At 61.3% G+C, this 22082-nt stretch carries 17 protein-coding genes, 1 tRNA gene and 2 rRNA genes (1 of these 20 cut by a window edge); 6 read left to right on the forward strand and 14 right to left on the reverse strand.

The window, feature by feature from the left end:
* Window positions 1-64 precede the first annotated feature (64 nt).
* From ABIE40_RS17135 to ABIE40_RS17155, 5 genes are all read right to left on the reverse strand, one after another.
* Complete coding sequence (locus ABIE40_RS17135; protein ID WP_199628897.1) at window positions 65-811, reverse strand: ThuA domain-containing protein; 747 nt, start codon at window positions 809-811, stop codon at window positions 65-67.
* A 14-nt stretch (window positions 812-825) separates the two neighbouring features.
* Complete coding sequence (locus tag ABIE40_RS17140; protein ID WP_112719825.1) at window positions 826-1905, reverse strand: ABC transporter ATP-binding protein; 1080 nt, start codon at window positions 1903-1905, stop codon at window positions 826-828.
* 19 nt (window positions 1906-1924) lie between these two features.
* On the reverse strand, window positions 1925-2836 hold the full coding sequence (locus ABIE40_RS17145) for a carbohydrate ABC transporter permease (RefSeq protein ID WP_130282335.1): 912 nt from the start codon (window positions 2834-2836) through the stop codon (window positions 1925-1927).
* Between the two features lies 1 nt (window position 2837).
* Complete coding sequence (locus ABIE40_RS17150; RefSeq protein WP_199628896.1) at window positions 2838-3725, reverse strand: carbohydrate ABC transporter permease; 888 nt, start codon at window positions 3723-3725, stop codon at window positions 2838-2840.
* 87 nt (window positions 3726-3812) lie between these two features.
* Window positions 3813-5105 (reverse strand): ABC transporter substrate-binding protein, encoded by a 1293-nt coding sequence (locus tag ABIE40_RS17155; RefSeq protein ID WP_112719828.1) that lies wholly within the window; start codon window positions 5103-5105, stop codon window positions 3813-3815.
* A gap of 199 nt (window positions 5106-5304) precedes the next feature.
* On the opposite strand from ABIE40_RS17155, the gene ABIE40_RS17160 reads away from it, so the two are divergent.
* The 3 genes from ABIE40_RS17160 (at window position 5305) to ABIE40_RS17170 (ending at window position 9761) form a co-directional block, all read left to right on the forward strand.
* The gene (locus tag ABIE40_RS17160; protein WP_199628895.1) at window positions 5305-6309 is read left to right on the forward strand and encodes a Gfo/Idh/MocA family protein; all 1005 of its coding nucleotides are present in this window, start codon (window positions 5305-5307) and stop codon (window positions 6307-6309) included.
* 113 nt (window positions 6310-6422) lie between these two features.
* Window positions 6423-7412, forward strand: a complete 990-nt coding sequence (locus ABIE40_RS17165) for a LacI family DNA-binding transcriptional regulator (RefSeq protein WP_199628894.1) — start codon at window positions 6423-6425, stop codon at window positions 7410-7412.
* A 105-nt stretch (window positions 7413-7517) separates the two neighbouring features.
* Window positions 7518-9761, forward strand: a complete 2244-nt coding sequence (locus tag ABIE40_RS17170; RefSeq protein WP_199628893.1) for a glycoside hydrolase family 2 protein — start codon at window positions 7518-7520, stop codon at window positions 9759-9761.
* A 4-nt stretch (window positions 9762-9765) separates the two neighbouring features.
* Here ABIE40_RS17170 and ABIE40_RS17175 read toward each other — a convergent pair whose 3' ends face one another.
* The 4 genes from ABIE40_RS17175 to ABIE40_RS17190 all read right to left on the reverse strand — a co-directional run bounded on the left by ABIE40_RS17175 (window position 9766) and on the right by ABIE40_RS17190 (window position 14120).
* A complete protein-coding gene (locus ABIE40_RS17175) occupies window positions 9766-10881 on the reverse strand; it encodes an ABC transporter ATP-binding protein (RefSeq protein ID WP_199628892.1) in 1116 nt (371 codons plus the stop codon).
* Window positions 10882-10884: 3 nt separating this feature from the next.
* Window positions 10885-11829: a carbohydrate ABC transporter permease gene (locus ABIE40_RS17180; RefSeq protein WP_199628891.1), complete on the reverse strand. Its 945-nt coding sequence runs from the start codon at window positions 11827-11829 to the stop codon at window positions 10885-10887.
* Window positions 11826-12779 (reverse strand): carbohydrate ABC transporter permease, encoded by a 954-nt coding sequence (locus ABIE40_RS17185; protein ID WP_199628890.1) that lies wholly within the window; start codon window positions 12777-12779, stop codon window positions 11826-11828. Before ABIE40_RS17185 ends, ABIE40_RS17180 begins: the two co-directional genes overlap by 4 nt.
* Before the next feature lie 84 nt (window positions 12780-12863).
* Window positions 12864-14120 carry an ABC transporter substrate-binding protein gene (locus tag ABIE40_RS17190; RefSeq protein WP_199628889.1) on the reverse strand — a complete coding sequence of 419 codons (1257 nt, stop codon included), beginning with the start codon at window positions 14118-14120 and terminating at the stop codon, window positions 12864-12866.
* Window positions 14121-14433: 313 nt separating this feature from the next.
* Here ABIE40_RS17190 and ABIE40_RS17195 point away from each other — a divergent pair, with 313 nt between their 5' ends.
* The gene (locus ABIE40_RS17195) at window positions 14434-15489 is read left to right on the forward strand and encodes a LacI family transcriptional regulator (RefSeq protein WP_199628888.1); all 1056 of its coding nucleotides are present in this window, start codon (window positions 14434-14436) and stop codon (window positions 15487-15489) included.
* On the opposite strand, the gene ABIE40_RS17200 is transcribed toward ABIE40_RS17195, so the two are convergent.
* Window positions 15452-16252 (reverse strand): endonuclease/exonuclease/phosphatase family protein, encoded by an 801-nt coding sequence (locus ABIE40_RS17200; RefSeq protein WP_199628887.1) that lies wholly within the window; start codon window positions 16250-16252, stop codon window positions 15452-15454. The genes ABIE40_RS17195 and ABIE40_RS17200 overlap by 38 nt on opposite strands.
* 68 nt (window positions 16253-16320) lie before the next feature.
* Here ABIE40_RS17200 and ABIE40_RS17205 point away from each other — a divergent pair, with 68 nt between their 5' ends.
* Window positions 16321-17289: a lysylphosphatidylglycerol synthase domain-containing protein gene (locus tag ABIE40_RS17205; RefSeq protein ID WP_199628886.1), complete on the forward strand. Its 969-nt coding sequence runs from the start codon at window positions 16321-16323 to the stop codon at window positions 17287-17289.
* Here the strand turns inward: ABIE40_RS17205 and ABIE40_RS17210 are convergent.
* Window positions 17239-18777 (reverse strand): phospholipase D-like domain-containing protein, encoded by a 1539-nt coding sequence (locus tag ABIE40_RS17210; protein WP_199628885.1) that lies wholly within the window; start codon window positions 18775-18777, stop codon window positions 17239-17241. The genes ABIE40_RS17205 and ABIE40_RS17210 overlap by 51 nt on opposite strands.
* A gap of 172 nt (window positions 18778-18949) precedes the next feature.
* Between ABIE40_RS17210 and ABIE40_RS17215 the strand changes: the two genes are divergently transcribed.
* Complete coding sequence (locus tag ABIE40_RS17215) at window positions 18950-19720, forward strand: TIM barrel protein (protein WP_199628884.1); 771 nt, start codon at window positions 18950-18952, stop codon at window positions 19718-19720.
* 106 nt (window positions 19721-19826) lie between these two features.
* On the opposite strand, the gene ABIE40_RS17220 is transcribed toward ABIE40_RS17215, so the two are convergent.
* From ABIE40_RS17220 to ABIE40_RS17230, 3 genes are all read right to left on the reverse strand, one after another.
* Window positions 19827-19903, reverse strand: a tRNA-Met gene (locus tag ABIE40_RS17220).
* Window positions 19904-20193: 290 nt separating this feature from the next.
* A 5S ribosomal RNA gene (gene rrf / locus ABIE40_RS17225) occupies window positions 20194-20308 on the reverse strand.
* Window positions 20309-20517: 209 nt separating this feature from the next.
* Window positions 20518-22082 (reverse strand): 23S ribosomal RNA (locus ABIE40_RS17230) (it continues 1237 nt past the right edge of the window).

Below are 22082 nucleotides of genomic sequence, written 5' to 3' on the forward strand. Positions count from 1 at the left end.
CTCCTCGATGAATGCCGCCCGCGGAGGCCGGGGCGAGACCGCCCCAGCCCCCACGGGAGGAAGCTCAGATCTTGCCGTCAGGGCGCGGATGCAGCGCTTCGGCACGATGCCAGTTTTCCAGGATCCGGCCATCCCTGTGCTTCTGCTCGGCCCAGCGGATGCCGTTGGAGATGACCTTGTGGATCGTCTTGTCGTGATAGATCGGATAGGTCTCGTGGCCTGGGCTGAAGAAGAAGATGCGACCGCGGCCGCGCTGCCAGGTGCAGCCGCTGCGGAACACTTCACCGCCTGAGTACCAGGAGATGAAGATCAGCTCGTCCGGCTGCGGAATGTCGAATGGCTCGCCGTACATTTCCGAAGCATTGACCTCGAAGAACGGCGGCAGACCCTCGGCGATCGGATGCGAGGGATTGATGACCCACACACGCTCCAGATCGCCCGCCGGCGACTCGCGCCAGGAGAGATTGGCATTGGTGCCCATCAGCCGGCGGAAAAGCTTGGAATGATGGCCGGAATGCAGGATGACCAGGCCCATGCCCTGCAGCACCCGCTGCTGGATGCGGTCGATCAGCCCATCGCTGACCTCCTCATGCGCCATGTGGCCCCACCAGAGCAGCACGTCGGTATCGTTGAGCAATGAATCCGGCAAACCTTCGTCCGGATCATCCAGCGTGCCGCGGCGGATCTCGAAGTCGGGATGCTTGATGCCGGCCGCGATCGCACCGTCGATCCGGTCAGGATAGATATCCTGCACTTCCTTGTGCACCTGCTCGTGCCGGCCCTCGTTCCAGATCGTTACCTTGATCGTCATGATAGTCCTCGATGTTATGAAAGATTGGCCGAGCGGATGACCCGGCCCGACGCGTCGAAGAGATGGCAGGCAGCCGGATCGGCCGCGAGCGAGACCCGGTCCCCGGGCCGGACGGCGATATCGCCATCGGCGCGCACGATGATCGGGTCCTGCGTGGTGCCGACGGTGATGTAGGTTTCGACGCCGAGCCGCTCGACGATCGCCACCTCCGCATTGAAATTGCCCTGCCCCTCGCCGACGATCTTCAGATGTTCAGGCCGCACGCCGAGACGCACTTCGCCCTGCGGCACCGATGCCGCATCGGGCATGTCCATCCTGAGCCCGATCGGGCTATCGAGCGCGATCCGGCCCGCCTGCCGTGTCGCCGTCGCCGGGATCACGTTCATCTTCGGCGAGCCGATGAAGGTCGCGACGAATTCGTTCTCCGGCTGATGATAGAGGCTCATCGGCGCGCCCTGCTGCGCAACCGTGCCCTTGTTCAGGACGACGATCCGGTCAGCCATCGTCATCGCCTCGACCTGGTCGTGGGTGACATAGACGACGGTCGCCTTGAGCTCGCGGTGCAGCCGCTGCAGCTCGGCGCGCATCTGCACGCGGAGCGCGGAATCGAGGTTGGAGAGCGGCTCGTCGAACAGGATCAGCGACGGCTTCTTGATGATCGCCCGGCCGATCGCCACGCGCTGGCGCTGACCACCCGAGAGAGCTGCCGGTCGGCGATCGAGGTAATCGGTGAGCTGCAGGATTTCGGCAACGCCCTCGACCTGCTTGCGGATTTCCGCCTCCGGCACCTTCTTCAGGCTGAGCGAGAAGCCGATGTTCTCAGCGACCGTCATATGCGGATAAAGCGCGTAGGACTGGAACACCATGGCGATGCCGCGCTTGTCCGGTGGCACATCGTTGATGCGCTGGCCATTGAGGATCAGGTCGCCCTCGTCGATGCCTTCCAGACCGGCGATCATACGCAGCAGCGTGGACTTGCCGCAGCCCGACGGGCCGACGAACACGGCGAATTCGCCATCCTCGACAGTGATGTCGACGCCCTTGATGACTTCCAGCGCACCGTAGAATTTGCGGACGTTCTTGAGATTGATCATTCGGTTTCTCTTTCTTGTCTCAGCCCTTCACGCCGCCAGAGAATGTCTGGACGAGGAAGCGCCGCGCGAAGCCGAAGGCGATGACGGCAGGCAGGAGGTAGATGAAGGCAAGGGCCGCCAGCAGGCCGTAATCGATCTCGTTGATGCGCAGGAAGGCGCGGAAGAGACCGAGCGGCAGCGTCTGCAGCTCCGGCGACGACAGGAAGATCAGCGGCAGCAGGAAATCGCCCCAGGCCGACATGAAGGTGAAGAGACCGGCAGCGGCCAGACCCGGCAGCGCCAGCGGGATCAGCACCCGGCGGATGCGCTGGATCATGGTGGCGCCATCCATGACGGCCGCCTCTTCGTAGTCACGCGGCAGCCCATCGAAGAAGGTCTTCATGATCCACAGCGCCAGCGGCAGCTGCATGGTGGCAAGTACCAGCATAATGCCGAGATAGCCGTCGATGAAGCCGGTCCAGCGCATGATGTCGCGGGCATAGCTGCCGAACATGGGCCGCAGCACCGCGCCCTCGGCATTGTTCAGCGTCAGCAGGAACTTATAGAGCGGCACGACGAGCGCCGTCGGCGGCAGTACGCGGATCAGCAGGATGGCGTAGAGGAAGGGCAGCTTCCACCAGGCCCGGGTGCGCGACAGCGCATAGCCGCCGAGACCGGCGAGCACCATGACGATGAAGGTCGCGCCGCCAACGACGAAGAGCGAGTTGAACAACCACTTCGCGCCGTCCTCCTTGACGAAGACACGGGCATAATTGGCGAGCGTCCATTGCTCAGGCCAGCGCAGAAAAAGCTGCGCATTGCCATCGAAGGAGGCGAGCAGCACCCAGAAGAAGGGCACGGCACAGAAGATCGAGATCAGCGACAGCGTCGCATAGGCGAGAAGGTCGGAACGCGTCTTGTTGGCGCTTTCGCTTGGAGAGATGACGGCCATATCAGATCTCCACCTTCATGGCCCGCACATAGGCAATGCCGAGGATCAGCGAGATGACCAAGGCAACCACTGCGACCGCAGCGCCATAGCCGAGCTGGAAAGCCGTGAAGGACTGGTTGTAGATATAGATGCTGACAAGCTCGGTCGCTCCGCCCGGGCCACCTCTGGTCAGCGCATAGACGAGACCGAAGACGGCAATCGTCGAGACGGCGGAGATCAGCATGTAGAGCAGGATCGTCGGCATCATCAGTGGCAGCGTGATGCGGCGGAACATCTGCGACGGGGTCGCGCCATCCATGCGGGCAGCCTCGTAGATTTCGTTGGGAATGGTGCTCAAACCGGCGGTGAGCAGGATCATCGCCGTCGCGATACCGCGCCAGGTATTGACGATGATGATCATCGCCAGCGGAAACGTGTTCAGCCAGTCGGCGGGCGTGATGCCGAAGAAGCTGACGATGCGCGACAGCGTCGCGTGTTCGCCGCCGGCCAGCATCGAAATCCACATGAAGCCGGCAACGACTTCAGGCGCCGCATTCGGCAGCAAGATGATCGACGAGAAGATGCGCCGGAAACGGATTTCGCGGCGAAGCGCCATGGCGGAGACGAGGCCGAGCACGAACTGCCCGATGATCGCCGAACCCATGACGAAGAAGAAGGTGATGAGCAGCGAGTTCCAGAACTTCGCGTCGTTGAAAAGCCGCGCGTAATTGCGGAGGCCGACGAAGCGCGGGCGGAGCGCCGCAGCACCCGTCAGGGCCTCGTTGGTGAAGCTCAGATAGAGCGAATAGAGCGCAGGATAGATGACGAACGCCAGCAGCAGCACGAGCGAGGGCAGCAAGATGATGAGAAGCTGGCGCTCGGCGCGGCGTTCATGAGAGTTTCTGATCATCGAAGCTCACAACCTTATCGAATGAACCGGGAAACGCGGCAAGAGCGCCGCGTCCCCCAATCTTGGGCGGGAGAAAGTGACCCAAGCTTACTTCACGGCGTCGTCGCCGAGCGTTTCCTTGACGTAGTCGACCAGGATCTTCTGGGCGCCGGCCGCATCGGTTTCCTTGCGCAGCAGCGCTTCGGTTGCGCGGGCAACACCTTCCGAGACGGTGCCGAAGCCGGAAGCCTGCTTCAGGAACACGCCGTTTCCGGCAGCCGCGTGGATCGGAACGAGTTCCGTCAGCTTCTGGAAATCAGCATTCTTGGCCGCATCCTTGCTGGCCGGGATATTGCCAATGCGGGCAGCGTAAGAAACCTGCGTTTCGACCGAGCCGATTTCCATCAGCGCCTTGATCGCCAGTTCGGCATTGGCCGACTTGGCATTGACGGCCCACGGGGCAGCAAGGTTGGCAAGCACGTACTGACCGCCGCTCTGGCCCGGAACGGTCCAGGTACCGACGACCTTGGTCACGTCAGGGATCGGGTTCTTGCTCTCGCGGCCCCAGTCGAAGATGTAGCACCAGGAGCCGCAGGTGGTGGCGGCAAGCTTGCCCTGCGGGAACATCTCATACTTCGGCACGACCCACGGCTCCGGTCCAAGCAGCGGCTGAACCGGCATCAGGTCGTTGTCGATCAGCTGCTTGTAGACGTCGAAGACATCCTTGACGCCCTCGCCGTTCAGATCGAGCTTGCCGTCGGCATCGACGATCTGCGGCGTCTTGGAGCCGACGATCAGATGCTGGAAGCCTTCGTCGAACGCACCGCCGCCCCAGGCGACACCGGCCGGGAAGAGCAGACCGTAAGCGCCGGTCTTCTTCTTGATCTCGGCAGCGCGGTCGAGCAGGTCCTTCCAGTCCTTCGGCTGATCGGTCGAGATACCGGCCTTTTCGAGAACGTCCTTGCGATAGTAGATTTCCTGAATGCCCAGCATGAAGGGCATCACGTAGGTCTCGCCATCGGGGCTGACGGCCAGCTGCTTGGCGACGTCATAGAGACCATTATAGCCTTCCCAGGCCTTGAATTCCTTGGTGACCGGAGCGAGGTAGCCCGCCTCGACCATATCGGCAACGGCCGATGCCGTCGGGATCGAGAACAGGTCGGGCGCATTGCCAGCGCCGAGTTCGGTCAAAAGCTTGGTGAGATAATCCTTGTCCGGCGCCGGATATTCGACGACTTCGACCGTCACGCCATATTTCTTTTCGATGCGCTCGACCGTCGACTTCATGGCGTCGATGCCCGACTGACCATGGTTGGCGATGCGGATCGTTTCAGCATGGGCCAGCGTCGAGACCGCGCTGAGCAAAATGGCACAAAGGCCACCGATAACCGTCTTCTTCAACGGAAGTCCTCCCTCTTTAAAACATGGCGCCCTCCAGCACCTGCGGAAAATGTACACGCATTCCTATCTCTGACAAGTCGATTTTCACAGCGATCTCCATCCAAATTTTAATACATTGATTTTCAATGATTATTTATAGCTTGCCAGTTGTGATTGCTTTGTGTAATCGTTTGCACAATGAGTTTCGGGAGGATTTTTCATGGTTCAGAAACTGCGCCTCGGCGTCATCGGCGCCGGGCTGAAAGCGGCCGAATATGCCGCCAGCTGGGCACGCATGCCCGAGATCGAATTCGTCGCTCTCGCCGATACGATCCCGGCCTCGCGCCAGCGGCTGATCGACGTCTGCACGGCAGCCGGCGCACCGGCGCCCGAGGCGTTTGAGGACTATCGCGAGATGCTGGCGACGCGCCGTGATGCGCTCGATATCATCTACATTTCCACGCCGCACGCCTTCCACGGCGAACAGGCCGCCGCTGTCGCCGAAGCGGGCCTCGATCTCTTCCTCGAAAAGCCGATGGTGACGACGGTTGCCGAAGCCGAGCGGCTGATCGCGGCGCAGAAGAAATCCGGCGTCACCATCGTCACCGCCTTCCAGGGCGGGCTCTCGCCACTGGTACTGGATACCCGCAAGCGCGCGGTGGCCGGCGAATTCGGCGATCTCATCGCCATCTCCGGCATGATCTGGGAAAGCTGGGCATCGAACTATGGCGGCCACTGGAAGCAGCAGCCGGAAATCTCCGGCGGCGGCTTCATGTTCGATACCGGTGCGCACATGATGAACACCGTCTGCCTGCTGGCGAATTCGGATTTCGAGAGCGTCTCGGCCTACATGCACAATCACGGCCGGAAAGTGGATATCGCAACCGCCGTCTCCGCCCGCCTGAAGAACGGCGCGCTGGCGACGCTGACGGCCGCCGGCGAAGGCCCTCCCGGCTGCGCCTCCTACATCACCTTCTTCTATTCCAAGGCGATCGTTCGCATCGACGCCTGGGGCGGCTGGCGTGAAATAAGCTTCGGCCGCACCAGCGAAGCCCGTGAAGAGGCCGAAATCCTCGGCAATCCCATGAAGAACTTCCTCGCAATCCGCGCCGGAAGCATGGAAAACTCCGGCTCCGTTGAAATGGGTTTGCGATTCGCTAAGCTCTGGGACGCAATCAAGGAATCGGCAGCGGCGGAGGGAGTGCCCGTCAGGATCGCCGAGTAAGGCAATTCCGGCAAAACTGTGCAGCGGTTTTGCGTCCGGAATTGCATAACAAGGGATAGACCGTTCCGCCACTCGAAGAAGAGCGGAATGGGTCTGGACGGGTGGGAACAGGCATGAGCAGGAAACGCATCACCTCCAAGGAGCTGGCAAAGCTCGCCGGCGTATCCTCGGCAACGATCTCGCGCGCCTTCTCGCCGGATTCCCGCATCGGCAGCGCCACCCGCGACCGCATCCTGGCGGTCGCCCGTGAACACGGATACCAGCCGAACGCCATTGCCCGCTCGCTGAACAACCAGCGCTCGCGGCTCGTTGCCCTCGTCGTCAACGCGATCGGCAATCCCTGCGAGGCGGAAGAACAGCAGCTGCTCGTCCACCGCCTGCAGGCCCGCCAGCTCCTGCCGATCATTCTCTGCTGCGCCGATCACTCGGACCGCCTGCAGCTGATGCGGCTCGCCTCGACCTACCAGGTCGATCACGTCGTCGTCTTCTCCGACATGGTCTCGATGCAGGATGCCGTCGACATCTTCCACACGACCAAGCCGATCATCGTCTCCTTCGAGCCGCTGGAAAACGAGAATGTCTCGAGCATCCGCATCGATGGCGCCGTCGGCGCTGCCGAGATCATCGACAAGATCGTCAAGGACGGGAAGAAGCGCTTCGCCTATCTCTCCGGCACCAAGTCGAGCTGGATCGACAAGCTGCGCCGCAAGTGGTTTGCCGATGCGCTGGCCAAGCACGGTCTCGATTTCGAGGCCGAGGCTTTCGGCGACTATTCCTACGATTCAGGCTTCAAGGAAGCCGTCATGCTGCTGCACCGCTCGAAGGTCGATGCGATCATCTGCGGCAACGACGTGATGGCGATCGGCGCGCGCGATGCGGCCCGCCGCGTGCTCGGCAAGAACACGCCGGCCGATATCGCCATCGTCGGCCAGGACGGCATCGCCATGGCCGCCTGGGACTGCAACGACCTGACGACGCTCGGCCTGGACCATGTCGCCTTCATCGATGCGGTGGTCGAGGTGATCGAGCGCCACGAGCAGGACATCGAAGGCCCGCACAACATCACGCTTGCCTGCACGCCCCGCTGGGGCTCCACCGCCTGAGGCAGCGCTTTTCATTGCATCGAGGAGGAATTTCCGTGACCATCATTTCATGCGCGCGCACTTCGCGCCGAACCATTGCCCACGGCTGCAGCAAGGAAGTCTGATATGCGTTCCGTCGTCTCCTTCAACGAATCCTGGAGCTTTCACGAGGGCTTCGGCCAGCGCCTGCTCGACGCCTTCGACGGCAATACCACGATCAGCCTGCCGCATACCGCCGTCGAGCTGCCGTTCAACTATTTCGACGAGAAGACCTATCAGCGCGCCTTCACCTATCAGAAGGTCCTGCGCTGGATGCCGGAATTCGATGGCCGCGAAGTCTCCATCGTCTTCGATGGCGCCATGGCCGATAGCGTCGTCTATCTGAACGGCGAGGAGATCATCGCCCACAAGGATGGCTACACGCCTTTCGAGGCGCGCCTGACAGGCAAGCTCGTCAAGGGCGACAACCTCATCACCGTCAAGATCGACGGCAGTGAGAACCCTGCCATTCCGCCCTTCGGCGGCCGCATCGATTACCTCACCTATGCTGGCATCTACCGCGACGTCTGGCTGAAAGTCACCGGCACTGTCTCGCTGCGCAATATCAAGATCGAGACGCAGGACGTGCTCGCCGACGTGAAATCGGCAACGGTGCGCTGCCAGCTATCGAACCCGCAGCATGCCACCTTCCTCGGCACGGTGACGGGCACGATCCGCGACGCCTCGGGCGTGGTGATCGCCACCGCGACGGCCGAGACCACGGGCGAAGACGTGACGCTCGCCTTCGGCAGCCTGACCGGCATCGCCCTCTGGGATATCGCCAATCCGGCGCTCTATGAGCTCACCGTCGATCTGAAGACCAGCCACGGCTCGGATCGCCTCGCCTCGAATTTCGGCTTCCGCACCGCCGAGTTCACGCCCGAGGGCTTCCTGCTGAACGGCCAGCCGCTGAAACTGCGCGGCCTCAACCGTCACCAGGCCTATCCCTATGTCGGCTATGCCGCCGGCCGCTCCGCGCAGGAACTCGACGCGACGATCATGAAGACGGTGCTGAAGTGCAATATCGTCCGCACCTCGCATTATCCGCAGTCGAAGTGGTTCCTCGATCAGTGCGACCGGCTCGGCCTGCTCGTCTTCGAGGAGATCCCCGGCTGGCAGCATATCGGCGATCTCGAGTGGCAGAAGGAATCGATCGAAAACGTCCGCCGCATGATCGAGCGCGACTGGAACCACCCGTCGATCATCATCTGGGGCGTGCGCATCAACGAGTCGCTCGACAACCACGATTTCTACGCCGAAACCAACCGCCTCGCCCGCGAGCTGGATACGACCCGCCAGACCGGTGGCGTCCGCTACCTGACGGAAAGCGAGCTGCTGGAAGACGTCTACACGATGAACGACTTCATCCTCGGCAACGAGGAGCTGCCCGGCGCCAACCGACCGCGCACCGCACTTCGCCCGCAGCAGGAAAATACCGGCCTCGCCCACAAGGTGCCCTACCTGATCACCGAATATAACGGCCACATGCATCCGACCAAGATGCACGATCCCGAGCAGCGCCAGGCCGAGCATGTCCGCCGCCATCTCGAAGTATTGAATGCCGCCTATGGCGATCCCGATATTTCAGGCGCGATCGGCTGGTGCATGTTCGACTACAACACCCACAAGGATTTCGGCTCCGGCGACCGCATCTGTTACCACGGCGTCATGGACATGTTCCGCGAGCCGAAATTCGCGGCCTACGTCTATTCCAGCCAGTGTGATCCGTCCGACGAGATCATCATGAAGCCGGTGACCTTCTGGGCGCGCGGTGAGCGCAGCATCGGCGGCGTGCTGCCGCTGATCATCCTCACCAACTGCGACGAGGTGGAGCTCAAGTACGGAACGCTGACCAAGCGCATCGGCCCGGACCGCGAGAACTATCCGCACCTGCCGCATCCGCCCGTCGTTCTCGACCACCGGCATTTCACGGCGGACGAGCTCGGCACCTGGGGTCTGGAATGGATCGATGGCGAATTTACCGGCTTTATCGACGGCGAGCCGGTCGCCCATCTGACGCTCGCGGCCGATCCGCTTCCGGCAAAACTGGAATTTGCGCCTGACAGCACCGTCCTGAAGGCCCGCGAACGCGACAGCACGCGCGTCATCATCCGCGCGCTCGATCAGCGCGGCCAGCGCCTGCCCTTCATGGAAGACAGCATTAGCCTGCGCGTCGAGGGACCGGCAAAGATCGTTGGCCCGACGAGTGTGCCGCTGCAGGGCGGCACGGCCGGCTTCTGGCTGGAGGCGACCGGACTTACAGGCACGATCACGGTGGAAGCGACCTCAAGCCGCTTCCCCGCCATCAGCTTCAGCGTTACCGCCGGCTGAGAGATCAGGCGATCCGCAGCTGGCTCTGCGGATCGAAGAACACCGCCTTGTCGAGATTAAAGGCAAGGCGGGTGTTCTGCCCGGCTTCGATCCCGGCATCGGCGCCGAGGCGCGCGACGACGGACTTTCCGCCAAGCTTGGTAACGGCAAACGTATCCGCGCCCGCGGGCTCGACAACTTCGATCATGCAATCACCATGCGACACCGATTTCGCCTTGCGATCGACGCCGTCGAGATCGGTCAGCGCTTCCGGGCGGATGCCGAAGATCACCGGCTTGCCATTGTAGCTGGTCAGGCTGCTATTGCCTGCCGGAACCGGCAGCTTCAGCGGCTCGCCATTCGGACGGTCGAGCGAGACCTGCAGGCCACCCGAACCGTTCTCGACGGTGGCATTCAGCAGGTTCATCGCCGGCGAACCCATGAAATCGGCCACGAACACATTGGCCGGGCTGTTATAGATCTCGGCGGGCGTGCCGAACTGCTGCAGCACGCCATCGCGCAGCACGGCAATCTTGGTCGCCAGCGTCATTGCCTCGATCTGGTCATGGGTGACGTAGACGATCGTCGTGCCCATGCGCTGATGCAGGCGTTTGATTTCCGTGCGCATGTCGACGCGCAGCTTGGCATCGAGGTTGGAGAGTGGCTCGTCGAACAGGAAGACCTGCGGATTGCGCACCAGCGCGCGGCCCATGGCAACACGCTGACGCTGGCCGCCGGAAAGCTGGCTCGGCTTGCGATCGAGCAGATGGCCGATCTGCAGCATTTCCGAAACCTGCTTGATCGCCTTGTCGCGCTCGGCCTTCGGCACGCCGCGGATTTCCATGCCGAAGGCGATGTTTCCGGCAACGGTCATATTCGGGTAGAGCGCGTAGCTCTGGAACACCATGGCGATATCGCGCTTCGACGGATGCAGGTCGTTGATCGCCCGGCCGTTGACGCGGATCTCGCCCTCGGTGATCGACTCTAGGCCGGCGATGGTGTTGAGCAGCGTGGACTTGCCGCAGCCGGAAGGGCCGACGAGCACGAGGAAGCCGCCCTCTTCGAGCTCGAGATCGATCCCCTTGAGGATGTCGACGGCGCCGAAGCGCTTCTTGAGACCGGAAATTTCAAGGAAAGCCATGGATCACCCTTTGACGGCGCCCGCCATGAGACCGCGCACGAAATAGCGGCCGGCGAGAATGTAAACGATAAGCGTCGGCACGGCGGCGATCATCGCAGCAGCCATGTTGACATTGTATTCGACCACCCCGGTCGAGGTGTTGACGACGTTGTTCAGCGCCACGGTCATCGGCATGGATTCACCGGTGCCTGCGTAAGCCGAGGCGAACAGGAAGTCGTTCCAGATATTGGTGAACTGGTAGATCACGGTGACGACGATGATCGGCAGCGAGTTCGGCAGCATGATGCGGCGGAAGATCTGGAAGAAGCTTGCGCCGTCGACCTGCGCTGCGCGCACCAGTTCCGTCGGGAAGGCTTCATAGAAATTCCGGAAGAACAGCGTCGTGAAGCCGAGACCGTAGACCACATGCACGAAGACGAGGTTCACGGTCGGATTGCCGAAACCGAAACTCATGCCCGTCGCATTCTGCAGCGTCATCCCGAAGCGGCCAAAGGCGCCGAGGATCGTTGCCATCGGCAGCAGCACCGACTGGAAGGGAATGAAGCAGGCAAACAGCATCAGCCCGAATACCAGCGTATGGCCGGGGAAACGCCACTTGGTCAGCACGTAGCCGTTCAGAGCGCCGAGCACCGTGGAGATCGCCACCGCCGGCACGACCATCTTGATCGAGTTCCAGAAATAGCCCTTGATGCCGGCGCAGGTCAGGCCGACGCAGGTCTCGCCCCAAGCCTTGAACCAGGGATCGAGTGTCGGCGATTGCGGCAGCGACAGCATGTTGCCGTTCTGGATCTCGTCCATGGTCTTGAACGAGGTGACCAGCATGACGAATAGCGGCATCAGGTAGAGAACCGCAAAGATGATCAGCAGGCCGTAGATGGCCGTACGGCTGATCCACCGGCTGCCGTTACCCTGCGAGACGGCGATTGTCGAGGAGGTCACGCTGCTCATCGCGCCTTCTCCTTCAGTTCGGAATAGAGATAGGGAACGATGATCGCCGAGATCGTCATCAGCATGATGATCGCGCTCGCCGAGCCGACAGCCATTTCGTTTCGCTTGAACGTGTATTCATACATGAAATTGGACGGCAGCCAGGCCGAACCGCCGGGGCCGCCCGAGGTTAGCGCCACGACAAGGTCGTAGGACTTGATCGCCATATGCGCGAGAACGATGAAGGCCGAGAGAAACACCGGCCGCAGCAGCGGAATGATGATGCGGCGATAAAGCTGCAGCGTCGAGGCGCCGTCGATCTGCGCCGCCTTCATGATCTCGCCGTCGATGCCGCGCAGGCCAGCCAGGAACATCGCCATGACGAAGCCGGACGCCTGCCAGACACCAGCGATAACGACGGTGTAGATGACGAAATCCTTGTTCTTGATCCAGTCGAAATGGAAGCTCGTCCAGCCGAACTGATGCAACGTCTGTTCCAGGCCGAGACCCGGATCGAGGAACCATTTCCAGGCGACGCCCGTAACGATGAAGGAGAGAGCCATCGGATAGAGGAAGATCGGCCGAAGAATGCCTTCGCCGCGGATCTTCTGATCGAGAAGGATCGCCAGGAAAAGCCCGAGCGCCAGGCAGATACCGATATAGAGGAATCCGAAGATGCCCATATTGGTGATCGACGTGTACCAAGACGACGGCGGATCGCTCTCGAAGGTCCAGCGCCAAAGCCGCTGATAGGCCCGCGGCCCGGTCAGGTCATAAGACGGGAAGGTCTTGGAATTGGTGAAGGACAGATAGGCCGTCCAGACGATGAAGCCGTAGACGAAAATGATGGTGATCAGGAAGCTCGGCGCCAGCACGATCTTCGGCAGGGCATCCTGCAACCGGCCGCGAATGGACGCGCGGGCCGAAGGATTGGACGTCAGGACCGGATCGGTGGTCGCAACAGTGCTCATGAAATCAATCTCCTCCCCGCATCATTCCTGCAGGGCGCAAAGGCCTCCCCGCACTGTGCGGGGAGGCCGGATGTCGAACAGGTATTAGCGAGCGTCGTCGATCGCCTGAACGAGCTGGGTCACAGCTTCGTCGGAGGTCTTGATCTGGCCGTGAACGAACTTCGAAACGACGTCCTTGTAGGCATTGGCGATTGCCGGAGGCGCGCCGTAACCCTGAGCGAGCGAACCGAACAGCGTGCCGCCGTCGTTTGCCTTCTTCAGGTCGGCGATACCCTTCTTGCCGCAGGCGTCGAAGGCCGTATCCGGAACGTCCGTACGGGCCGGAACCGAACCCTTAACGACGTTGAAGGCCGACTGGAAGCTCTTCGACAGCGTTGCCGTTGCGAGAGCGACCTGGGCTGCCTTGCGGTCTTCAGGAACGTTGAACATGCCGAACATGTCGGAGTTGTAGATCACGCTGCCATCGGTGCCCGGGAAGCGATAGCACAGGAAGTCCTTGTCCGGGGTCTTCTTGGCGGCGACGAATTCGCCCTTCGCCCAGTCGCCCATGACCTGAACCAGCGCGTCACCCTTGATGACCATTGCCGTCGCCAGGTTCCAGTCGCGGCCCGAGAAGTTCGGGTCGACATACTTGATGATCTTGGCGAGGTTATCGAAGGACTTCTTCATCGTGTCCGACTTCAGAGAGTCTTCGTCGAGATCGTTGAAGGCCTTCTTGTAGAACTCAGGACCGCCGGTCGACAGAACGATCGAGTCGAACATCGTGGCTTCCTGCCAGTTCTGACCGCCGAGAGCGAGCGGAGTGACGCCGGCTGCCTTTGCCTTGTCGAGCAGGGCGATCAGGTCGTCGAAGGTCTTCGGCTCGGTGCCGCCGATCTTGTCCATCACGGCCTTGTTGATCCAGAGCCAGTTGACGGAGTGAACGTTGACCGGAGCTGCGACCCACTTGCCGTCATAGACGGAGAATTTCTGCAGAGCCGCCGGAACGGACTTGTCCCAGCCTTCCTTCTTCGCGGTCTCGGTCAGGTCGCCCATGACGCCGGCCTGAGCGTAGTCGAGAACGGTGTAGCCGAGCATCTGGGAAGCGGTCGGGTACGTACCGGCAGCAACCATTGCCTTGAGTGCGGTCATTGCAGCGTCACCGCCGCCGCCGGCAACCGGCACGTCCTTCCAGGCGTAACCTTCCTTGGAAAGGTCGCCCTTCAACACGTTGAGAGCAGCGGCTTCACCGCCCGAAGTCCACCAGTGCAGCATCTGCACTTCCTTGACGTCGGCAGCATGGGCGCCGAATGCAGCCATCATCACGGCAGCAGCAGCCACCGAGCCCAAAAACTTGCGCATAGTCTTCCTCCCGTTTGCAAGTCGGCAGCGAAAGCCTCCCTCCGCCGCCCTGAATGCCTCCCGCCACCCGGGCGGGAAAACATGCCGAAGCCGATCCGGCCGCGGTTGACAATTTAAAACGATATAAATTACCCGCCGTCAAGTCTTTCTCGACTTCCGAGAAAAAAGATTATTAATGACACAAGGTACTGAAATTATTATGTAATGCCTATTTTCGGCCAGAAATCCCAAAAATTTAAAACGTTTTCATAACTTTATTGCTTGCAATGCATCTGCCCGTTATGTTGATTGCCGCAGCCCCAGGAAGGCCAAGTTGACCGATCCGATAAAGCCGCCCCGCGGCGAAAACCAAGACAGCCTGCTGAGACGTGGCAAGCCGACATTGCGCACGATCGCCAACCTGACGGGATTGGCAGTGACGACGGTCTCGCGCGCGCTGAGCGATGCGCCGCAGATCTCGCTGGAAACCCGCGAGCGCGTGCACAAGATCGCCCGCGAGATCGGCTACCTGCCGGATCGCGCCGCACAGCGCCTGAAGACCGGCCGCACCAATGTCATCAGCATCCTGCTCGACTCCCATCAGGAGGTCGTCGGCTTCGGCACCTCGATCATGTACGGCATTGCCAAGGCTCTGAAAGAAACCTCTTACCATCTGGTGGTCGCGCCGAACTTCCTGTCGACGACAGAGCTGGAAGCCGCCGAATACATCGTCCGCAACAATTTCGCCGATGGCGTGATCTTCACCCGCACCGAACCCTTCGATGCGCGCGTGCGCATGCTGATCGAGACGGGCTTTCCCTTCGTCAGCCACGGCCGCACCGAATTCTCGACGCAACATCCCTATGTCGATTACGACAACTACGCCTTCGCCTATGAGGCAACCGCCCGGCTGATCGCCAAGGGCCGTACGAAGGTGACCATCCTTCTGCCGCCGCGCCGGCTGACCTTCTACCAGCACCTGCTGCATGGCTTCATGACTGCAGTCAGGGAAGCAGGCGCGAGCTACGAAATCTCCGAGGCGATCACGCTTGATTCTTCCGCCAGCGATATCCGAGACTATGTGCGCAGCCGCGCCGCCGGACCTGACGCCCCCGACGGCTTCATCTGTCCCGGCGAAGTCTCTGCTCTCGCCACCATCACCGGCATGAGCGACGCCGGAAAGCAGCTGGCCGAGGACTACGACATCGTCGCCAAGGAGCATTCGCGCCTGCTGACGCAGCTGCAGCCCAAGGTCGAGACGATCTACGAGGATCTGGTCGCCGCCGGCGAAGAGCTCGGCCGGATGCTGATCCAGCGCATCAACGATCCCGAGGCGACCACCGGCATGCAGCTCATGCAGACGCCGCAGATCGCATTCCCGCCCTTGTAAGCGCCGCCGACGGCTCGATCTCCGCCAACAGCGGCAGATGATCGGACGCCCGCCGCGCCAGCGGATCAGCAAGTGCCGCCACCCGCCTGACGCCAAGGCCTTCGGAGACGAAGACATGATCGATCCGCAGCACAGGCAGCCGTGACGGATAGGTCGGCCGCGGCTTACCGCCCGCAAGCAGCTGAACATCGCGAAACTGCCGCGCCAGCATCCGGTAGGCAGGCGACAGGGGAATGGCGTTGAGATCGCCGCAGATGATTGCCGGTGCCGCCTGAAACTCCGGCGAACTGATCCAGTCGCGCCCGAGCAGCGTCGCCACCTGCCTCGACCGGTCGATGCCCCGCAGGCCGAGATGCGTGTTGAGCACATTGAACTGCAGCCCGTTCGCAATGACCTGCAGCCATATCGCACCGCGGGTTTCACCAACTGACGGCAATGGACCCGCGCGCATCAGCTTGGTCGGAAGCGCCGTCAGGATCGCGTCACCGTACTTTTCCTCCTCCACATGCAGGGCCGGATGAAAATGCGCCTCCATCTTCAGGAGCGTGGCGATCAGATGCGCCTGATCGATCCCGCCCGTCCGCCTGCGGCCGACATCGAGCTCCTGCAGAGCGATGATATCCGCGCCCGATGCGGCAATGACATCGGCAACCCGCTGCGGATCGAGCCGCCGGTCGGTGCCGATGCAGCTATGAACATTGTATGTGAGAACCTTGATGAGTTTGGCGTCTTGAACGGCCGCGGGGTCTGAGAATGTGCTCATGCCGTGGGAACCCGTTTTCACGTTGTTTCGTTCCATCAACGGAAACTGCGCAGCAAGACGGAAAGCTCATGCCGGGCAAGCGCCTCATCATCAACGCCACCCTCGTCCTCGGGCTGCTGCTGGCCGCCTATCTGCTCTACAAGGTGTTCAGCCGCTATTCGCTCGACGAGGTGATGCAGTCGATCGCCGCGATCCCGGTATCGCGGCTGGCCGCAGGGGTCGGTTTTGCCGCCCTCTCCTACCTCTGTCTCACTGGTTTCGACTGGATGGGCCTGCGCTATGCCGGCAAGCCGCTCAGCTACCCCAAGGCAGCTATCGCTTCCTTCACCGGTCTTTCGATCGGCCACAATCTCGGCGTTGCCGCACTGAGCAGCGGCGCCGTCCGCTACCGCTATTACTCGCGCTGGGGCCTCAGCACGGAGGAGGTCGCCAAGGTCATCCTGTTCTGCGGCGTTACCGTCGGTATCGGCCTTGCCGCCCTCGCAGGCATCGCGCTGCTCGTCAATCCCGCGGATGCCGCCAATCTGCTGAAGCTTAGCCCATCCGGCCTGTTCGGTCTCGGCCTCGCCTGCCTGGCGATCCCCATCGCCTATGTCGTGCTGTCGGCGACCGTCCGCGCGCCGCTTCGGCTCTGGAACTGGAGTTTCGAGATGCCGGCGCTGAAGCTGGCGATCGGGCAGGTCGTCATCGGAACGCTGAACTTCATCTTCGTATCCGCCTGCCTGCATCAGATGCTGGCGGCGCAGGGCGAGGCGAGCTTTGTACAGACGGCGACCGCCTTCGTCCTCGCCAACATCGCCATTCTCATGACCCACGTTCCCGGTGGCCTAGGCGTGCTCGAGGCGACCGTCAGCCACGTGCTGCCGGGTGCGGCCTCGATCGGTGCTCTCGTCGCTTTCCGGGTGATCTACTTCCTGCTGCCGCTCGTCATCGGCCTGCCGATCCTCGGGATCGGCGAGCTGATGCTCCGGAAGCGCAAGCCATCGTCAGAAGAACACGCTGACGAGGCGGCCGACGCGCAGGCGCAGCCGATGTAGCGGCCAATAAGGACGGCGCGGATCGACGATCGCGGTACCGGGCAACGGCGTCGTGCCACCATGGGCGATATCGACGGCAAAATGGCGCAGCCCGCGCTCGCGGCAGTTCAGCACCTCGATCGTCTCGAGCAACGACCGCTTTTCGCTTTCCATCTGCCGAACATCCTCCGGCGCCGCATCGAGATGCTCGGCAATCAGCCGGTGGCGCAGCGCGGTGATCGCCTGGCGATGTCCGTCCGTCTCCGCTTCGATCGCCAGATCACATTCCGTATCCAGCCCCTCGGAGCGATTGTTGAGATTGGAGGAACCGATGCGGATGAAGGCGTCGTCGACGATCATCAGCTTGGAGTGAATGACGATTTCTTTCTCGCCACCCCGTTCATCGGGCACCACGGCATACATCACCCGAAGGCGGTCATAGCGATCGATCCGCTTTAGCCGCCGGATCAGCCGGTCGCGATTGTTGCCCATCGTTAGCTTCTCGATGAGACCGTGCGAACTCTTGGTGACCAGTACCGCGATCTCCGGCCCCTCGATCTCCTTCAGCCGCTTGGCAAGCTCGCGGGCAACGCCAAAGGAAGCGAGATACTGCGTCTCGATGTAGATATGCTTGCGTGCTGCGCGGATCGCATCGCGCGTCAGGCGAAACGCCTCATAGTGACCACGCTTGCCGATCAGGCCGGGCTCCGTGAGCGCGATTGCCGCGGCCGCATCAGTCATCTCCGCGGCAACAGCAAGCGGCCACGCGGCATCCCGCACCGGCGACGGCTCGATCTTCTGACCGGTCGCCTTCTTCCAGCGGCGACGGGCGACATCGCCGATCAGGCTTGCCACCTGCCCGGAAACCATCGACTGCATATCATGCACAGGCTCGTAAGGCGTGCCGTCAGGAGAGCGGCGAACCGGATTGGCGACCCGGTGATCCGGTTCGTCCCAGCGCCGCGCCGTCAGGTCGATACCGCCGAGAAAACCGAGACTGTCGTCGATCGACACCAGCTTCTGGTGATGGCAGCCGCGCAGCGGATGGCGGAGGTCAAAACGCATGGTGATCTGCGGATGAGAAGAAAAGCCGCTCTCGCGGAAGAGCCGCAGCGACTTGCCGGAATAAACCGGCCCCATTCCCCAGACGAGAATGCGGATCTGCAGTGCCGGGTTCTCATCGGCGAGCGACAGCAGCAATTCGCCTAGCGTTTCCGAGCTCTGCTTCGGCCGCAGCCGGATATCGGGATTGAAATCCCAGCCGACGATCCAGATCGTCTGGCGCGCCTGCCGCAGCGCCTGATCGAGCGCCGAGAAATAAGCGGCACCATCGACAAGGAAGGCGACTTTTGACGCTTTACCGGACCGCCAGGCGTTGCGGCCGGCGCGAATGATGCCGCCGGGCACGGCTGGAATGGCAGCCTTCACCGTGCGCCGGGCCGCGCCGGCGATGAATTCCATGGTATTCGACGTCTTGCGGCTTGCGCCGATCGCCTGAAAATCCGTCATCCCTTGCCCGCTGCCCCACGCTTTTTCGATGCGTCCCTTAACGTGCGAGGCTTCGCCGAAGTTCCGGCGCGTGATGCAAAAAATTCCTGATGTCCAAGGCCTTGCGGCAATAGCGGCCTTGCCCCGGCAGCAAATTTCGCCCATCCCTTGAGAAAATCGGGAGGACCACGATATGCGAAACTACTCAGCCTGCATCGAATGGCTCTTTGCCACCCCGGACGACCGCTTCGAAGACCGCATCGCCCGCGCCGCCGCGGCCGGCCTCGGCTTCATCGAATTCTGGCGCTGGACCGACAAGGATCTCGACGCGATCGAGGCCGCGCTGAACCGCACCGGTCTCAAGGTCTCTAGCCTTGTCGCCGAACCGATGATCCCGCTGACCGACGTCAACAACCGCGAAACCTGGCTGGAGGGCCTCACCCAATCCGTCGCCGTCGCCAAACGCCTCGGCGCACCCGTCCTGATCGCCCAGGCCGGCGACGATCTCCCTGGCCTCTCCCGCCCGGAACAACGCGAGGCCCTGATCGGCACGCTGCGCGCCGCCGCCGACATCCTTCAGGGCACCGGCGTCCGCCTCGGCGTCGAGCCGCTCAACACCCGTATCGACCACATCGGCTACTCCCTGGATTCAACCCGCGAAGCCCTCGACATCATCGACGAAGTCAACCGCCCAGAAATCGGCATCACCTACGACATCTACCATTCCGCCGTAATGGACGAAAAAACCGAAGATGTCATCGCCGACCGCGTCTCCCGCATCATCCACGTCCACGTGGCCGACCACCCCGGCCGCAACGATCCGGGCACCGGCAGCATAGACCTGCGCCATCGGCTGGATTGGCTGTTTGATCAGGGGTATCGCGGCGCCGTTGGCATGGAGTACCGGCCGCTGACGGCGGATGCGGCGGCAGTGAAGGCGGCGCTGCGGGCGCTCGGAGACTGAATAGTGTTTGAATAAGCCCATGCCGGCACGCACGGGCCTGTCTCCGCCATCCCCGGAAACGCAAGAACGCGCCGGATCGCGGGCTGTGATGTGTATCGGGGAGATTTGGTTGCGGGGGCAGGATTTGAACCTGCGGCCTTCAGGTTATGAGCCTGACGAGCTACCGGGCTGCTCCACCCCGCGTCCAGCGCAAAACCCTTTGGGTTTTGTCGCGATAGCGTAAATCGCCGAAGGCGTTTTACGCTTACTGCCGGAGCAACTCCGAAGGAGTTGTCTCCTGTAAGGGACGCACCATTATAGATCCGGTGCATCGCTATTTCAGTCTACATATAGGGCTCGAAAGCAAAAAGGCCGCTTTGCGAGCGGCCCTTTGATCGGCCAGGGGCCGTAGAATGTGATGAGAAGATTTTTTGTTTCGCATGCAGCTTTCCGAAGCTTTTCAGCTTCGGGCGCATGCGTGTTGCGTTTAGCAGACCTGGCAGCGACCGACTCTCCCGCGTCTTAAGACGAAGTACCATAGGCGCTGGGGCGTTTCACGGCCGTGTTCGGAATGGGAACGGGTGCAGCCACCCCGCCATGACCACCAGGTCAGCGAAGCGCAACAATTGAGAAGCTGGCGCAGCCGCTAGGCTGCATTTTTTGAACACGTCTTTGATCTTGCTCTACACTCCCGGCCGAAGGCCGCAAGCGCAAGGCGCGTCGCCAACAGTTTGGCGCGCCGTCCGCAGCGCCATTGGCGCGTGAGGACAAAAGGTCAGGCATCATCGAACGAAGTTCGATGAGCACAAGCAATGAGAACGATCAAGCCAATCGAGCTATTAGTACCGGTAAGCTTCATGCGTTGCCGCACTTCCACACCCGGCCTATCAACGTGGTCGTCTTCCACGGCTCTGATAGGGAACACTCGTTTTCAGGTGGGTTTCCCGCTTAGATGCCTTCAGCGGTTATCCCGTCCATATATAGCTACCCTGCTATGCCCTTGGCAGGACAACAGGTCCACCAGAGATATGTCCATCCCGGTCCTCTCGTACTAGGGACAGATCCTGTCAATATTCCTACACCCACGGCAGATAGGGACCGAACTGTCTCACGACGTTCTGAACCCAGCTCACGTACCGCTTTAATTGGCGAACAGCCAAACCCTTGGGACCTGCTCCAGCCCCAGGATGCGATGAGCCGACATCGAGGTGCCAAACAACCCCGTCGATATGGACTCTTGGGGGTCATCAGCCTGTTATCCCCGGCGTACCTTTTATCCGTTGAGCGATGGCCCTTCCACGCGGGACCACCGGATCACTATGACCGACTTTCGTCTCTGCTCGACTTGTCAGTCTCGCAGTCAGGCGGGCTTATGCCATTGCACTCGACGACCGATTTCCGACCGGTCTGAGCCCACCATCGCGCGCCTCCGTTACTCTTTCGGAGGCGACCGCCCCAGTCAAACTACCCACCATACACTGTCCCGGATCCGGATAACGGACCGCGGTTAGACATCCATGACGATAAGGGTGGTATTTCAAGGATGGCTCCACGGAAACTGGCGTCCCCGCTTCAAAGCCTACCACCTATCCTACACATGCCGACACGAATGCCAGTGTAAAGCTATAGTAAAGGTGCACGGGGTCTTTCCGTCTGACCGCAGGAACCCCGCATCTTCACGGGGAATTCAATTTCACTGAGTCTATGTTGGAGACAGCGGGGAAGTCGTTACGCCATTCGTGCAGGTCGGAACTTACCCGACAAGGAATTTCGCTACCTTAGGACCGTTATAGTTACGGCCGCCGTTTACTGGGGCTTCGATTCAAAGCTTGCACCTCTCCTCTTAACCTTCCAGCACCGGGCAGGCGTCAGACCCTATACGTCGTCTTGCGACTTCGCAGAGCCCTGTGTTTTTGATAAACAGTCGCTACCCCCTGGTCTGTGCCACCCCATCTCACTTGCGTAAAATGGGGTCACGCTTCTTCCGAAGTTACGCGTGCAATTTGCCGAGTTCCTTCAACATAGTTCTCTCAAGCGCCTTGGTATACTCTACCTGACCACCTGTGTCGGTTTCGGGTACGGTCTATACGGTGGAGCTATTTCCTGGAACCGCTTCCCTGCCCACTCAATCCAATAAGAATGAACAAGTTACGCAATCCGTCACTACCACCAGGCCCACGAATATTAACGTGGTTCCCATCGACTACGCGTGTCCGCCTCGTCTTAGGGGCCGGCTAACCCTGCTCAGATTAACTTTAAGCAGGAACCCTTGGTCTTTCGGCGAGAGGGTCTCTCACCCTCTTTATCGTTACTCATGTCAACATTCGCACTTCCGATACCTCCAGGATGTCTCACGACTGTCCCTTCACAGGCTTACGGAACG

Source organism: Rhizobium sp. OAE497 (genome assembly GCF_040546565.1).
GTDB lineage: Bacteria > Pseudomonadota > Alphaproteobacteria > Rhizobiales > Rhizobiaceae > Rhizobium.